Genomic DNA, 13,689 nt, shown 5'->3' with positions numbered 1-13,689 from the left:
AGGCTACAGCACCCGTTCCATGTCCACGGCGTCGATCCCGGCGCCGTGGCCATCGGGCACGATCCGCGTCACCTGGAAGCCCAGGCCGGCATAGAAGCCCTGGGTGTGCTGGCTGGTACTGAGCGCGATGCGCTTGATCGAGGGATCCGCTTCGGCCTGGCGCAGGCGTGCCAGCGCCAGTTCGCGGCCCAGTCCATGCCGGTGCAGCGCGCGCTGCACCATGCCCCAGCAGAAACCGGCACTGCCATCGTTGCGTCGCGACAGGCCGCCACAGGCAACGATGCTGCCATCGCGCTCGATGACCTGGAATGCACAGTCCATGGCCTGTTCGCGCAGGAAGCGTTCGAAGTCGCTGCGCTCTTCGGGCGCGAAGAATGTGGGTACGTTGCTGTCGAAGATCGACAGGCAGGCGCTGGCATCTGCGGGGCGGTAGAGGCGGAGGTTCATGGGCCCACGATAAACGATGGTCAGCAGATCCACGCCATGCGTGGATTCATGGGCCGGATGCCGTGCGTGTTTCCCTCAGGCCGAAATTCCCGCCAGCACCGCATACATCACCACGAAGCTCACCAGGAACAGGTAAACGCCGCCGATGGCCAGGTAGCGCAGCACGGTCAGCGCCTTGTTGCCGCCGTACACGCGGTGCTGCATCCACAGCAGATAGACCGGGACTGCCAGCCACAGCAGTGCATACAGCCATTGGCTGACGGTGCCGAATGCGGGTGATGCGAACGCGCTGCTGACGCCAGCGATGAGGAAGGTTGCCAGCAGCACCATCATCAGCCAGCAATGGCTGTACAGCGCCACCACCAGGTGTTCCAGATAGCCCATCGCCCGCGGAATGTAGGCGACGCGCAGTACCAGTGCGAACACTGGCATCAGGAAAAACAGGGCGCCGGGCAATGCGGTCAGGATCGCCTGCATGTACAGATCGGTCTTGCTTCCCATGCGCTGGATGTTGGCGTTGCCGTTGTGCAGGCGCTTGTTGAGCCAGTTGTTGGCGAACCGGGGCCAGCCGGCCACCACGATGGGGTTGGTGTCAGCGTCCCACGGTTTGCCGTTGACGGTGTGGTTGAAGAAAGTGCCGTTTTCCGTCGTGGCGGCCTCCTTGCCGGCACCGGTGAGCTCGGCGTTGCGCTGCGCGGCTGCGGCATTCACTGCAGCCCTGGCCATGGCGAAGCCGGCGTTGCCGGTGGCGGGTGAGTTGGCCTGCTGGCGATCGATCGTCGCGAGCTGTTCCGCGCGCGCGGCTTCGACCTGCTCCACGGTTGTGGCCCTGGTATACGCCGAACCGCTGTTGCCGCCCATCTGGATGTCGTCGACATGCACGAACAGCTTGCCGATGAAGAACGTAAACAGAGTGAGGATGACGAACAGCCGCAGGGGCTGTACGTATCCCACGCGACGCCCATTGAGGTAGTTCAGTGCGATGCGGCCGGGAACCCAGAGATCGCGCAGCGTGCGGAAGATACGCCCATCGAGATGCCAGAAGGATTCGAACACTTCTTCGATGGCATGACCCACATGCTTGAGCGGGTTGTGCGCCGATTGCCCGCAGCGATGGCAGTAGTGGCCCTGCAGGGCGGTGTCGCAGTTCTCGCAGGCGGCGTGCGCGCTGTCGGTCGAGCTCATGGGCAATGGGCCAGGCGTCGGTTGAAGGCGCCTACCATAGCGAAATTTCAGGTTTCGTTCAGTTTTGTTTTGTGGTGCCCGGAGCGTGCGGAAGGCGACCAAGAGCATCCACGCATGGCGTGGATCTACTGATCTGTCCCCGAGAGCGCGGAAGAGGGGGATTGTCGGGTGCATCCATCGGGTGCATCCATGCACCCGATCCCGGTGCGCGCTGCGCCCCGGGACCCGCCTGGGGTGGTCTGTCCGTGCATATCGCGTATCTGGAGGAACAAGCCCCTCTGTTGAGGGGCTGCCCCGACAGGGGCGGGGAGAGGCAGGCAAAGGGAGGGGCCCAAAGGTTGCGCAGCAACGTTTGGGGCGAAGCGCGCGCAGCGCACTTCGCGTCCCGCGCCAGATAACTGAAAAAGGCCGCCCCTGAGGGCAGCCTTTTTCAGTTATCTGGCGGAGAGAGGGGGATTGTCGGGTGCATCCATGCACCCGATCCCGGCGCGCGCTGCGCACCGGGACCCGCCTGCGGCGGTCCGGTTCTGCTCCTGCAGAACCGTCGAACCCCGGCGGGGCTTCTCTCGCCCAATGCTCTCCGCCAGACAAATAAAAAAGCCGCCCACTGGGCGGCTTCTTCATTTATCTGGCGGAGAGAGGGGGATTCGAACCCCCGAAGCGCGGTTTAGACGCTTACACACTTTCCAGGCGTGCTCCTTCAACCACTCGGACACCTCTCCGGATCCCTGCCATCGGCAAACGCCTCAGCAGGGGCGCAGATTCTAGCGGGCTGCGCGACACTTCACAAGCACCCCAGTCAGGAACCTGCGAAGGACGTGCCGGAGGCGAGGGGGCTGGACAGGCATGGCACAATGGAACATCCGATGGAAAACGGTGGCCTGATGTCCTATCTCGTCCTTGCCCGCAAGTGGCGTCCGAAGCGTTTTGCCGAGCTGGTGGGCCAGGAACACGTGGTCCGTGCGCTCAGCAACGCGCTGGACAGCGGCCGGGTCCACCATGCGTTCCTGTTCACCGGTACCCGCGGCGTGGGCAAGACCACTATTGCGCGCATCTTCGCCAAGTCGCTGAACTGCGAACAGGGCACCAGCGCCGACCCGTGCGGCCAGTGCGCGGCCTGCCTGGACATCGACGCCGGCCGCTACATCGACCTGCTGGAAATCGACGCCGCGTCCAACACCGGTGTGGATGACGTGCGTGAGGTGATCGAGAACGCGCAGTACATGCCCTCGCGTGGCAAGTACAAGGTCTACCTGATCGACGAAGTGCACATGCTGTCCAAGGCGGCGTTCAACGCGCTGCTGAAGACGCTGGAAGAACCGCCGGAGCACGTCAAGTTCCTGCTGGCCACCACCGACCCGCAGAAGCTGCCGGTCACCGTGCTCAGCCGCTGCCTGCAGTTCAACCTCAAGCGACTGGATGAGGATCAGATCCAGGGCCAGATGACCCGCATCCTGGCGGCAGAAGAGATCGAGGCTGACGGCAGCGCCATCGTGCAGCTGGCCAAGGCCGCTGATGGCAGCCTGCGTGACGGCCTGTCGCTGCTGGACCAGGCGATCGCCTACGCCGGCGGTGCGCTGCGTGAGGACGTGGTACGCACCATGCTGGGCACGGTCGACCGCACCCAGGTGGCTGCGATGCTCGATGCGCTGGCCGAGGGCGATGGTCCGCGCCTGCTGCAGGTGGTGGCTGCGCTGGCCGAATTCTCGCCGGATTGGAGTGGCGTGCTGGAGGCATTGGCCGAAGGCCTGCATCGCATCCAGGTGCAGCAGCTGGTACCGGGCGCCGCAGCGGCCGCCGAAGGCCTGGACGCGACGGCGTTCGCCGAACGCCTGCGCCCGGAAGTGGTGCAGCTCTGGTACCAGATGGCCTTGAACGGCCGCCGTGACCTGCCGTTGGCACCGAGCCCGCGCGCGGGCTTTGAAATGGCCGTGCTGCGCATGCTGGCGTTCCGCCCGGCCGCGGCGGTCCCGCCGGTGCCGAAGTCGGTGGAGGGTGCAGGCAGTACGCCGGGGGGCACTGCTGCCGGTGGTGGCAGCGGTGCGGGTACCCATGAAGCGACGCCGGCCGCCGCCGCCGCTTCGGCAACCCCGACCGTGGCGGCGCAGGTGGCCGCTCCGGTGCAGGCCGCGCCGCGTGAACCTGAACCCGAACCTGAGCCGGTCCCGCAACCCGACCCTGAGCCGACGCCGGAGCCCGAGCCCGAGCCGGTTCCGGTGGAAGAGCCCGTGTCACCGCCGCCGGTGAAGGCCGAAGCAACGGCGCCGCCGTCCGTTGAAGCAGAAGCGGGCGACGACCTGCCGCCGTGGGCCACCGACGAAGCCGAGGCGCGTGACGAGGCGCTGGCGGCCGAGATGGCTGGGCCTGACGCCGCCATGGTGGCGCCCTGGCATGAATCGCCAGCGCCCGTCGCGGCTCCCAGCGAGCCTGCACCATCCGAGCGCCCGTTCCGCACTGAAGGCATTGCCATCGCGCCGGCCGAGCCCGCGCCAGTGCAGGAGACCGCGCCGCTGGAAGGTGTCAGCGACCTGGCCAGCGCCGAGGACTGGCTGGATCTGGTCGCCAACAGCGGCCTGAGCGGCCCGTCGCGGCAGCTGGCGGCCAACGCTGCCTTCATCAGTTGCCAGCACGGGACCTTGAAACTGGGCCTTTCGCCCGGATTTGAATACCTGCGTTCGGAGCGCGCGCTGGCCGCCCTGGGCGAGATGCTGGAGAAGGCCCTCGGCCAGGCGCCGAAGATCGTGGTCGAGACCGTGGAAACCGAACACGTTCCGGCCGAGACCCTGCACCAGCGTGCCGATCGCCAGCGTGGCGAGCGGCAGCAGGTGGCAGAGGCTGTTTTCATGGACGATCCGGAAGTGCAGGTGCTGATCCAACAGCACGGTGCCCGGGTTGTTTCCGATTCCATCCGTACTTTTGACGAGTAAGACACCATGCGCGGAAACATCGCCCAACTGATGCAGCAGGCCCAGAAGATGCAGGAGAACCTGCAGAAGGCCCAGGAAGAAATCGCCAAGATCGAAGTGACCGGCAGTGCCGGTGGCGGCATGGTCAGCGTGACCCTGACCGGCGCCAAGGAATGCCGCAAGGTGCGCATCGACCCGTCGCTGGCCAGCGACCCGGAGATGCTGGAAGACCTGATCGCCGCCGCCTTCAACGATGCCTCGAACAAGATCGATGCCGAGTCGAAGTCGAAGATGGGTTCGGCCACCGCTGGCATGCAGCTGCCGCCGGGCATGAAGCTGCCGTTCTGATTTTCAGCGTGGCATCCGTGTAACCGGGTGCCACGGATCCCGTAGAGTCGAGCTTGCTCGACTGTTCCAACCTTCAGTCGAGCATGGCTCGACTCTACAAACAGCTGTCGAGCCTGCTCGACGCCATCAAAGCATGCCGCCGTGTCCGCACCCTTGCTTGAACAATTGATCGATGCACTGCGGGTGCTGCCTGGCGTAGGCCAGAAGACGGCGCAGCGCATGGCCTACCACCTGCTCGAGCGCGAGCGCGAAGGTGGCCAGCGCCTGGCCGAGGTGCTGGCGCTGGCGGTGGAACGCATCGGCCACTGCGCGCAGTGCCGCGATTTCAGCGAAACCGAGCTGTGCCCGACCTGTGCCAACAGCAGTCGCGAGCGCAGCCAGCTGTGCGTGGTCGAATCGCCGGCCGACCGCCTGGCCATCGAAAACGCCACCGGTTTCCGCGGTGTCTACTTCGTGCTGCAGGGCCGCCTGTCGCCGCTCGATGGCATCGGCCCGCGCGAGCTGGGCCTGGAGCAGTTGGAGCGACGGCTAGCCGAAGGCGAGGTGCAGGAGCTGATCATCGCCACCAGTGCCACTGTCGAGGGCGAGGCCACCGCGCATTACCTGGCGCAGCTGGCGCGCGCACGCAAGGTGCAGCCCAGTCGCCTGGCGCAGGGCCTGCCGCTGGGTGGCGAACTGGAATACGTCGATCGTGGCACGCTGTCGCACGCGTTCGGGACGCGCAGCGAATTCCGCGATTGAGCAACAGCCGGCATGGCCGGGCGTGAGCGGCCTACAATGCGGGAGACATCCCCGCCGAGGCCGACCATGAGCAACGAAACCCTCTTCAGCAAGATCATCCGTCGCGAGATCCCGGCCACCATCGTCTACGAGGATGACGAGGTGCTGGGCTTCAAGGACATCGCACCGCAGGCGCCGGTGCACGTGCTGTTCATTCCGAAGAACGAGATCATTCCGACCCTGGATGACCTGCAGCCGTCGCAGGCGCACCTGATCGGGAAGCTGGCGCTGGCTGCCGCCGAGTACGCGCGCCGCGAGGGCTTCGCACAGGACGGCTACCGCATCGTGATGAACTGCCGCGAGGATGCCGGGCAGACCGTGTTCCATATCCACATGCACCTGCTGGCCGGCGCGCCGCTGGGGCATTTCGGTGCGCCGGGGCGTTGAGCGCCCGGTATCCACGCCACGCATGGATGAAAAAAGGCCGCCCGAGGGCGGCCTTTTCCGTCATGCCTGTGCGGTGACGATCACCACCAGCCCCAGCGACCATAGCCGCCCCAGTACGGGCCATACGGGCTCGGGCCCCACGGGCCATAGGGGTAGGGCACCACGTCGACCTGGCGCTGCTCCGGCCACAGGTAGATCACATCGGCCGACAGCTTCGGCAGGCGGTAGTCGTACTCGCCGATGCGGGTGTTCTGGTAGCCGTCGATCTTGCCGATGAAGGTCACGTCACGACCGGCTTCGAATACCGCCGGGTCGTAGAAACCGGCACGGCAGGCGATGAAGCGGCCGTCGCTGGCGTCGGACGAGGTGGTGTTCGGGCGGCCACTGCCATTGAGCGGGCGCGAGATGATCTGGAAGCAGGTCTCGCCCTGGCCGGGCTTGGTTTCGATGATGCGACCGCCCCAACGGACCGGCGTGCCGACCTGCTGGGTAGCGACCGAGTCGCGAGGGGAGACCAGGCTGAACTGTCCCTGCAGCGGCTTGGGGGCCGTGGCGCAGGCCGACAGGGCCAGCGTGGCCACAGCGGTGAGAAGGAACTTGGTGTTCATGGGGAGGCTCCGGAAGTCGGGCGATGCCTGCGCAGGTCCCGCAATAATGAAGCGAGGTCGGTGCAAGTTCCAGCGTAGCGCGCGTCGGCGAAACGCTGGCTGAGTGCGAGCAGGGGCGGGTCGGGGCGCTGCCGGTGCACCCGCTGTGCCCAGTCCTGTGCGGTTTCGTGCGGTTCACGGGCCAGGCCGAGGCGGGCGTAGCGCCGTCCGAGCCGGTGCCAGGCGCGCAGCAGCGGGTCGCGTTCGCGCTCGCCACGGGCCAGCAGCCAGGCCATCCATGCCAGCGCCAGCAATGCGGCCACCACGAAGGCCGCGACCAGTTGCCCGGGGCCCAGATCGTCCAGCCCGAACGGCTTGAGCAGTTGCTGCTGGCGGCGCGCATCGAAGGACAGCACCAGGTCGTTCCAGCCGCGGCGCAGCCAGTCGCCCATCTGGCCCAGCTGCAGCCAACGCTGCTGCAGTGGCGTGTCCGTGCCGGCCTGCAGGCGGTCGTCCAGTGTGTCCAGGATGCGTTCCGGTGCCACGGCTGCGGTCGGGTCAACCCGGACCCAGCCGCGCTGCGGCAGCCATACCTCGGCCCAGGCGTGGGCATCCATCCGTCGCACCACCCAGTAGTCGCCGATGCGGTTGCGGGTGCCGCCGGCGAAACCGGTCACCACCCGCGCCGGGACGCCGGCGTTGCGCATCAGCACCACGAAGGCCGAGCTGAAGTGTTCACAGAAGCCGGCCTTGTAGCCGAACAGAAACTCGTCGATCGGGTCGCGCCCCGCCGCAGGGGTGTCCAGCGTGTACGAGAAATCGGTGGTGATCCACTGCAGCGCGCGGCGCACGATGGCCTCGTCATCGCTGCCAGCCTGCTGCCGCCATTGCTGCGCCAACGTGGCGGTGCGCGGGTTGAAGCCGCCCGGCAGCTGCAACGTTGCGCGGCGCAGATAGGGCGACAGCGTGCTGTCGAAGCGCAGTGGAGGGGACGAATGCAACCGCCAGCGGCTGAGCGAGGCCAGCGGGCGTTCGCTGCTCAGGCTCATGTCCGCATCCAGTACGCTGCCGGCAGGTGCGCGGCTGGGCAGGTCCAGCGCCACCAGCTGGCGGCGGTCGGTGGGCTCGTAGTCGATCTGGTAGTCCCAGCCCTGTGTACCGGCTTCAACCACTGCAGCAGGTCGCCGCGCGCTGGCGCGGTCGCGTGTCCAGCGCCGTCCATCGAAGGCGGTCAGTACAGGGCCGCGCCAGTAGCGCTGCGCCGGCTCGGGTGGAGCGCCGAAGAACTGCACGCGCAGCGCCGGGCTGTCGTCGGCCATCAGGTCCAGCCACTGGCCGGGCTCCATGCTGTCGGACAACCCCGGCGTACCCACGGCGCGCTCGGGAACACCCCACAGTGGCGTGGCCAGGCGCGGGAACAGCCAGAAGCAGGTCAATGCCAGCGGCAGGCCGATCGCCAGCAGGCGGCCGACACCATGCAGCTGCCCACGCAGTGGCAGGCGGCCGGCGTGGCCTTCATCCTGGGCCAGGCGTTGCAGCGCGATCAGTGCGCTGCCACCGGCCAGCGCGGCCAGTACTGTTGTCAGCGGCCCCTGGTCGAGCAGGAATGCTGCAAAGGGCGAGAACAGCGCGAAGCCGAGCAGGCTGCGGGCGTCACGCAGGCTGCGCAGCTCGCTGGACTTGATCGCCAGCATCGCGGCCAGCAGCGCGCAACCGGTATCGCGTCCTGGGCGCACCATGCCCATCTGCCAGACGATGGCGCCGAGCATGCCCAGTACCAGCAGCAGGCGTACCGGCATCGGCAATACGGTCCGCCACGACAGGACGGCGGTGATGATCGCCGCCAGCGCGATCACGCCAGCCAGCACTGGCGGCAGCTGCAGCAGCAACGGCAACAGTGCCAGCGCCGCGCTGGCCAGGGTCCAGTTGCGGGCATTGCGGTCGAGCAGGGCCGGGGTCTCAGTCATGCGGCATCAGCGCCAGCGCGCGCAGGCACAAGTGATGGTGGCTGGCGCCCTGGCCAGGCCCGAACGGCGGGTGTGCAGGCAGCAGCAGGGTGTAGCGGCGGCCCTCGCGCTCGGCCACATCCACCCAGCGCGCCAATCGAGCGATGCGTGCTTCATGGCCCAGCGGCGCCAATGAGCGCCAGTCGAGGATCACTTCGATGCCGACCGGCTTTTCGTACTCGCGCACCAGCAGGCTGTCGCGGCGAGCCGAGTGCTTCCAGGAAATGCTGCGCGGCGCATCGCCCGCCCGGTAGGGACGCAGCTGATGCAGTTCCTCGCCGCTGGCGTGGGCGCGGGTATGCAGCGGATCGTTGCCACTCTCCGGTAGCGCAGGGCTTAATGTTTCGGCCAGTGGATAGACCAGCAGCGGCTGTTCCGGCCACACCCACGACCACGCCCGCACCAGGCCCAGGGGCTGGGTGGTGGACAGGCGGATACGCGGCAGTTCCAGCCAGCCACGGCGTTCGCTGGGAACGTCCAGTTCCACTTCGCCACGGCCGTGCGCAGGCAGCGAGGTCCAGGCGTTGCTGTCACCCAGCTGCAGATGAAGGCCGTGCCGCGCACGCGGATCACGCAGTGAGAGGTCCACGCGCAGGCGCAACGGTTGCCCGGCCGGTACCGGTTCGGCGGAGATCGCATCGATCTGCACGCCGGACAACTGGAGATGTGCGGCAATGGCACTGGCGATTGCCGCGGCCGCCAGCAGCAGGGCCAGCAGCAGCGCCGGATTGTTGTTGTAGTTCAGCGCGCCCAGCAGCATCGCTGCCAGCAGGGTGGCGACGAACAGGCCGAAGCGGGTGGGCAGTACGTAGATGCGGTGGCGGTCCAGCCGCTGCGGCAGCGCTTCGGGCCTGCGCGGGCGAGCCATCAGCTGCAGTCGTGCCCAGCGCGTGGCCACGCTCAGTCGACCGCAACGGTCTGCAGGATCGCGCGCGCCAGTGCCGGCCCCGAGCTGGATTCGGCCTCGGCCACCAGGCGATGGCCCGCTACCGCCACGAACAGGGTCTGCACATCCTCGGGCACTACATGGCCGCGCCCCAACAGCAGCGCGTGCGCCTTGGCCGCGCGCAGCAGGGCCAGGCCGGCACGGGGTGACAGGCCGACGCGCACGCCGGCGTGCTGGCGGCTGCGGGTCAGCAGGGCCTGCACATAGTCGATCAACGCGTCGCTGGCGTGCACCTGGTTCACCGCGTCGCGCAGCGCGCGCACCTGGGTGTCATCCAGCTTCGGTACGGCACGCGCGATCAGGTCGCGACGGTCGCTGCCACGCAGCAGTTCGCGTTCGGCCTGGGCACTGGGGTAGCCCATCGCCAGCCGCAGCAGGAAGCGATCCAGCTGTGAATCCGGCAGCGGGAAAGTGCCGGACAGGTCCACCGGGTTCTGCGTGGCGATCACGAAGAACGGGTCGGGCAGCGGATGCGTCTGTCCGTCCAGGGTGACCTGTTGCTCGGCCATTGCTTCCAGCAACGCGCTCTGCGTGCGCGGTGGGGCACGGTTGATCTCGTCGGCCAGCAGCACGTGGGTGAACACCGGGCCAGGGTGGAACTGGAACTGGCGGCTGCCGGCTTCATACACCGACACGCCCAGCACATCGGCGGGCAACAGGTCGGAGGTGAACTGCACGCGCTGGAAGCTGAGGCCGAGGCTGCTGGCCAGTGCATGCGCCAGCGTGGTCTTGCCCAGGCCGGGCAGATCTTCGATCAGCAGGTGACCGCCGGACAGCAATGCGACGAACGCCAGCCTGACTTCCGGCACCTTGCCCAGTACCAGTGCGTTCACCTGATCCTGTGCCTCCCGCAGGGCCTGACGCAATTGATCGGTTAGCATGCTGGGGTTGGGGGACGAAGCTGGCATGATCGTCTCAGATCTGGAATCCACTCGATTATCCATAGAGCAATGCAAGGCGAACAGCGCGCACGGACGATATTTCTCTGGTTATGGACGCTGGTCACAGCGGCCAAGCTGATCGTTGCCGCGCGCCTGCCGCTGTTCGTCGACGAAGCGTTCTATTGGCAGGAAGGCCAGCATCTGGCCGCGGCCTATTCGGATCTGCCCGGGCTGACCGCCTGGCTGGCCCGGCTCGGCGTGGAGATCGGTGGGCATCACGTGCTCGCGCTACGCCTGCCGTTCCTGGCCATCGGTGCGCTGCTGCCGCTGCTGGTGGTGCGCACGGCCACGCGCTGGTTCGGCAATGTGGCCGGTTGGCAGGCGGGCAGCCTCACGCTGTTGATGCCGTTGTCGGCGACGCTGGGCCTGCTGGCGGTGCCGGACGTGCCGATGGCACTGGCGGCGGTGATCTGCCTGCACGCCGGTGCGCGCCTGCTGCACAACGTCGATGCCTCCTCGGCGATGAAGCTGGCGCTGGGCCTGCTGATCGGTGCACTCAGCCACTACCGTTTCATCGGTGTCATCGGCGTCGGTTTCATCGCCCTGCTGGCATTGCCGCAGGGGCGGCGCATGCTGGCCGATCCGCGCGTGTGGGTGGCATTGGCGGTGGGCGTGCTGGCATGGTTGCCACTGCTGGCGTGGAATGCGGACAACCACGATGCCGGCCTGAAATTCCAGGTGGTCGAGCGTCATCCCTGGGCCTTTGAATGGGGCGGGCTGTGGTTCCTGGTGATCCAGCCGATGCTGGTGACGCCGATTCTATGCATGGCGATGTGGAAGGTGGCGCTGGCAGGAACCCGGAGCGGTGGCGGTGCGCGCGTGCAGTGGCGCTATTTCGGCCTGGTGGGCGGCGTATCCACGCTGGGTATTTTCGTGCTCGGCTTCTTCACCGACGTCGAGCGGATCAGTTTCCACTGGCCGCTGCCGGGCTACCTCGCGCTGCTGGTGGCGGTGCCGGTGGTGCTCAACGGCTGGCCGCGCTGGCTGCGCCGCACCGGCTGGTGGCTGGCCGGCGCTGGCATGGTGCTGGCCTTCAGCTACTACCTGATGGCATCCACGCCGGCACTGCGCGAGCAGATGGCCGGCAGCAAGTACTACCCGCGCAACTTCGCCGGCTGGCAGCCCCTGGCGGTAGCGGTCCACGAAGAGCTGCGGCAGATGCCAGAAGGGACGCGCGTGCTGGCCGGCAACTTCAAGGTCGGTGCCGAGCTGGGTTTCCAGCTGGGCAATGGCAACATCGAGGTGCTGCCGCATCCGCTCAATGACAAGCATGGCCGCACCGCGCAGCTGGCGCAGTGGGGCCTGCTGCATGAGGGCGAGCGCACGGCGCCGATGCTGCTGGTGCTGTCACCCAGCGACCAGCGCTATCGCGAACTGCTGGAGCGCTATCACGCCATCTGTGATCAGGTGGGGCCGATGCCTGCGCCACGCGTGGTCAGCAGTGATCACGGGTTCCAGCGCTTCCTGCTGTTCCGCCTGCCGGTGCGGCGCGCGGAAGGGCCGTGCGTGACGCCGGCGATGGCGTGGCTGGATGCGCCGTCCAATGGCGAGAAGGTGTCCGGCACGCTCGCGATCAAGGGCTGGGCGTTCAAGGATGGCGTCGGCCTGGCACGCGTGGAGATGCTGCTCGATGGCCGCTCGATCGGTGACGCCCGCTATGGGCGTGTGTTCGACGTCCGCCACACCTGGCCGGACAGCACCGATCCGCAGCATCCGGCGGTGGGCTTCGATGCGTCGCTGGATACCGCCACGCTGGCGCCGGGTCGGCATTGGCTGGGCCTGCGCCTGCACGGCCGCGACGGCAGCGTGGAGGAATGGCAGGAACAACCGTTCGAGGTTCGTTGAGGTCCTCTGGTCCTGTAGAGCCGAGCCGATGCTCGGCTGCTTCTGATTCAGATGGCAGGCAGCCTCGAAAAAAGCAGCCGAGCATGGGCTCGGCTCTACAGTTCAGGGCACCGCGAAACCGGCCCTGCGCAGCAATCCGCATACCGCGATCAGCGGCAGGCCGACCAGTGCGGTCGGGTCGCGGTTGTCGATGGCGTCGAACAGGCTGATGCCCAGGCCCTCACATTTGAAGCTGCCGGCGCAGTCCAGTGGCTGTTCGGTGGCCACGTAGCGGGCGATCTCGTCCGGTTCCAGTGTGCGGAAGCAGACTTCGGTCAGATCGACGGCCGTGAATGATTCTCCATCACGGCTGAGACAGACGGCGGTGTGGAAGCGGACGGTCTGCCCGGACATCGCTGCCAGCTGAGCACAGGCGGCCTCGACCGTACCCGGTTTGCCCAGCGGCTGGCCGTTCAGGTCCGCAACCTGGTCCGAACCGATCACCCATGCGCCGGGATGACGGGACGCCACCTCGGCCGCTTTGGCGGCGGCCAGGCGGGTGGCCAGGGCCAGTGGCGCTTCACCGTTCAACGGGGTTTCATCCACCTCCGGGCGCGCGCAGTCGAAGGCCAGGCCCAGTCGCTGCAGCAGTTCGCGGCGGTAGCGGGAGGTGGAGGCCAGGACCAGTGACATGCGAGAATACCGGGGCAGGGCATGGCAGTCTGGCGTGTCCGCAGCGCCAGCGGCAAGTCCTGTATGGCGGGCATTTGACAGTCGCCGCCCCGATCCTTAGTATTCAGCGGCTTATGTCCGCGAACGTGCCCGAAACGCTGGATGCCTGGCGGATGGTTGTAGCGCGAAGGCGCTTCGACGGTCAGGTCTCCCTGGCTGAATTGACCCGCCTGCAAGGGTTGGTCGCAGATACCGACGGCGAGTGCAATTACTCGCTTGAATTCGGTCGCGACGACGTCTTGCGGGTATCCTATGTGGAATTGACCATCGACACCGCGTTGCCGCTGACCTGTCAGCGCAGCATGCAGCGATTCCTGTTGCCGGTGAAGATGACCCAGAGGCTTGGCCTGATCCGCGACGAGGACGAGGAATCGTCCCTGCCGGAGGAGTACGAGGCGTTGCTGGTGCCGGAAGACGGCCAGCTGCGTCCGCTGGACCTGGTCGAGGACGAGCTGGTGCTGGCGGTGCCTGTGGTGCCGCTGTCGCCCGACGGTGAAGCAGTCGACAAGGACTGGGCGCCGAGCGAAGAAGAAACAAAGCAGGCCAACCCGTTCGCGGCGTTGGCGGCACTGAAGAAACAATAGCAGCCGGATTGTCGTC

13 protein-coding genes and 1 tRNA gene are annotated in these 13,689 nt (G+C 67.1%); 6 read left to right on the top strand and 8 right to left on the bottom strand.

Annotated features, from left to right (window positions below; translation table 11 throughout):
- Positions 1–3: 3 nt before the first annotated feature.
- The 3 genes from AC13GF_RS02875 to AC13GF_RS02865 all read right to left on the bottom strand — a co-directional run bounded on the left by AC13GF_RS02875 (position 4) and on the right by AC13GF_RS02865 (position 2,354).
- A complete protein-coding gene (locus AC13GF_RS02875) occupies positions 4–447 on the bottom strand; it encodes a GNAT family N-acetyltransferase (protein ID WP_483003173.1) in 444 nt (147 codons plus the stop codon).
- 75 nt (positions 448–522) lie between these two features.
- Positions 523–1,632 carry a DUF3667 domain-containing protein gene (locus AC13GF_RS02870; RefSeq protein WP_483003702.1) on the bottom strand — a complete coding sequence of 370 codons (1,110 nt, stop codon included), beginning with the start codon at positions 1,630–1,632 and terminating at the stop codon, positions 523–525.
- 629 nt (positions 1,633–2,261) lie between these two features.
- Positions 2,262–2,354: transfer RNA gene (locus AC13GF_RS02865), tRNA-Ser, on the bottom strand.
- A gap of 144 nt (positions 2,355–2,498) precedes the next feature.
- Between AC13GF_RS02865 and dnaX the strand changes: the two genes are divergently transcribed.
- The 4 genes from dnaX (at position 2,499) to AC13GF_RS02845 (ending at position 6,053) form a co-directional block, all read left to right on the top strand.
- Positions 2,499–4,559, top strand: a complete 2,061-nt coding sequence (gene dnaX / locus AC13GF_RS02860; RefSeq protein ID WP_483003701.1) for a DNA polymerase III subunit gamma/tau — start codon at positions 2,499–2,501, stop codon at positions 4,557–4,559.
- Positions 4,560–4,565: 6 nt separating this feature from the next.
- A complete protein-coding gene (locus tag AC13GF_RS02855; protein ID WP_004154630.1) occupies positions 4,566–4,886 on the top strand; it encodes a YbaB/EbfC family nucleoid-associated protein in 321 nt (106 codons plus the stop codon).
- 141 nt (positions 4,887–5,027) lie between these two features.
- Entirely contained in the window at positions 5,028–5,627 is a 600-nt protein-coding gene (recR, locus tag AC13GF_RS02850) for a recombination mediator RecR (RefSeq protein WP_057501949.1), read from the top strand.
- 66 nt (positions 5,628–5,693) lie between these two features.
- The gene (locus AC13GF_RS02845; RefSeq protein ID WP_126930620.1) at positions 5,694–6,053 is read left to right on the top strand and encodes a histidine triad nucleotide-binding protein; all 360 of its coding nucleotides are present in this window, start codon (positions 5,694–5,696) and stop codon (positions 6,051–6,053) included.
- Positions 6,054–6,133: 80 nt separating this feature from the next.
- Here AC13GF_RS02845 and AC13GF_RS02840 read toward each other — a convergent pair whose 3' ends face one another.
- The 4 genes from AC13GF_RS02840 to AC13GF_RS02825 are packed head-to-tail and all read right to left on the bottom strand — an operon-like array spanning position 6,134 to position 10,500.
- Positions 6,134–6,661, bottom strand: a complete 528-nt coding sequence (locus AC13GF_RS02840) for a Slp family lipoprotein (RefSeq protein ID WP_032127773.1) — start codon at positions 6,659–6,661, stop codon at positions 6,134–6,136.
- Positions 6,658–8,607 carry a transglutaminase TgpA family protein gene (locus tag AC13GF_RS02835; protein WP_483003170.1) on the bottom strand — a complete coding sequence of 650 codons (1,950 nt, stop codon included), beginning with the start codon at positions 8,605–8,607 and terminating at the stop codon, positions 6,658–6,660. The genes AC13GF_RS02840 and AC13GF_RS02835 overlap by 4 nt, the downstream gene beginning before the upstream one ends.
- A complete protein-coding gene (locus AC13GF_RS02830; protein WP_483003699.1) occupies positions 8,600–9,514 on the bottom strand; it encodes a DUF58 domain-containing protein in 915 nt (304 codons plus the stop codon). Before AC13GF_RS02830 ends, AC13GF_RS02835 begins: the two co-directional genes overlap by 8 nt.
- Before the next feature lie 32 nt (positions 9,515–9,546).
- Positions 9,547–10,500: an AAA family ATPase gene (locus AC13GF_RS02825; RefSeq protein WP_049400642.1), complete on the bottom strand. Its 954-nt coding sequence runs from the start codon at positions 10,498–10,500 to the stop codon at positions 9,547–9,549.
- Positions 10,501–10,542: 42 nt separating this feature from the next.
- On the opposite strand from AC13GF_RS02825, the gene AC13GF_RS02820 reads away from it, so the two are divergent.
- A complete protein-coding gene (locus tag AC13GF_RS02820) occupies positions 10,543–12,378 on the top strand; it encodes a glycosyltransferase family 39 protein (protein WP_483003168.1) in 1,836 nt (611 codons plus the stop codon).
- Between the two features lie 102 nt (positions 12,379–12,480).
- On the opposite strand, the gene AC13GF_RS02815 is transcribed toward AC13GF_RS02820, so the two are convergent.
- Entirely contained in the window at positions 12,481–13,050 is a 570-nt protein-coding gene (locus AC13GF_RS02815) for a Maf family protein (protein WP_483003166.1), read from the bottom strand.
- A gap of 113 nt (positions 13,051–13,163) precedes the next feature.
- On the opposite strand from AC13GF_RS02815, the gene AC13GF_RS02810 reads away from it, so the two are divergent.
- Positions 13,164–13,673 carry a YceD family protein gene (locus AC13GF_RS02810; RefSeq protein ID WP_032127767.1) on the top strand — a complete coding sequence of 170 codons (510 nt, stop codon included), beginning with the start codon at positions 13,164–13,166 and terminating at the stop codon, positions 13,671–13,673.
- The last annotated feature ends 16 nt before the right edge of the window (positions 13,674–13,689 follow it).

Source organism: Stenotrophomonas sp. 22LJNL06-5-1, from assembly GCF_056861455.1.
Note: the sequence above shows the minus strand (reverse complement) of the source record. Positions and strands in the feature narration are given on the sequence as shown.

Excerpts from the sequence above, each read along its gene's own strand:
- AC13GF_RS02825 (WP_049400642.1), bottom strand. The coding sequence starts at position 10,500 with ATGCCAGCTTCGTCCCCCAACCCCAGCATGCTAACCGATCAATTGCGT.
- AC13GF_RS02815 (WP_483003166.1), bottom strand. The coding sequence starts at position 13,050 with ATGTCACTGGTCCTGGCCTCCACCTCCCGCTACCGCCGCGAACTGCTG.
- AC13GF_RS02830 (WP_483003699.1), bottom strand. The coding sequence starts at position 9,514 with ATGGCTCGCCCGCGCAGGCCCGAAGCGCTGCCGCAGCGGCTGGACCGC.
- AC13GF_RS02810 (WP_032127767.1), top strand. The coding sequence starts at position 13,164 with ATGTCCGCGAACGTGCCCGAAACGCTGGATGCCTGGCGGATGGTTGTA.
- AC13GF_RS02835 (WP_483003170.1), bottom strand. The coding sequence starts at position 8,607 with ATGACTGAGACCCCGGCCCTGCTCGACCGCAATGCCCGCAACTGGACC.
- AC13GF_RS02840 (WP_032127773.1), bottom strand. The coding sequence starts at position 6,661 with ATGAACACCAAGTTCCTTCTCACCGCTGTGGCCACGCTGGCCCTGTCG.
- AC13GF_RS02875 (WP_483003173.1), bottom strand. The coding sequence starts at position 447 with ATGAACCTCCGCCTCTACCGCCCCGCAGATGCCAGCGCCTGCCTGTCG.
- AC13GF_RS02845 (WP_126930620.1), top strand. The coding sequence starts at position 5,694 with ATGAGCAACGAAACCCTCTTCAGCAAGATCATCCGTCGCGAGATCCCG.
- dnaX (WP_483003701.1), top strand. The coding sequence starts at position 2,499 with ATGGAAAACGGTGGCCTGATGTCCTATCTCGTCCTTGCCCGCAAGTGG.
- AC13GF_RS02855 (WP_004154630.1), top strand. The coding sequence starts at position 4,566 with ATGCGCGGAAACATCGCCCAACTGATGCAGCAGGCCCAGAAGATGCAG.
- AC13GF_RS02870 (WP_483003702.1), bottom strand. The coding sequence starts at position 1,632 with ATGAGCTCGACCGACAGCGCGCACGCCGCCTGCGAGAACTGCGACACC.
- AC13GF_RS02820 (WP_483003168.1), top strand. The coding sequence starts at position 10,543 with ATGCAAGGCGAACAGCGCGCACGGACGATATTTCTCTGGTTATGGACG.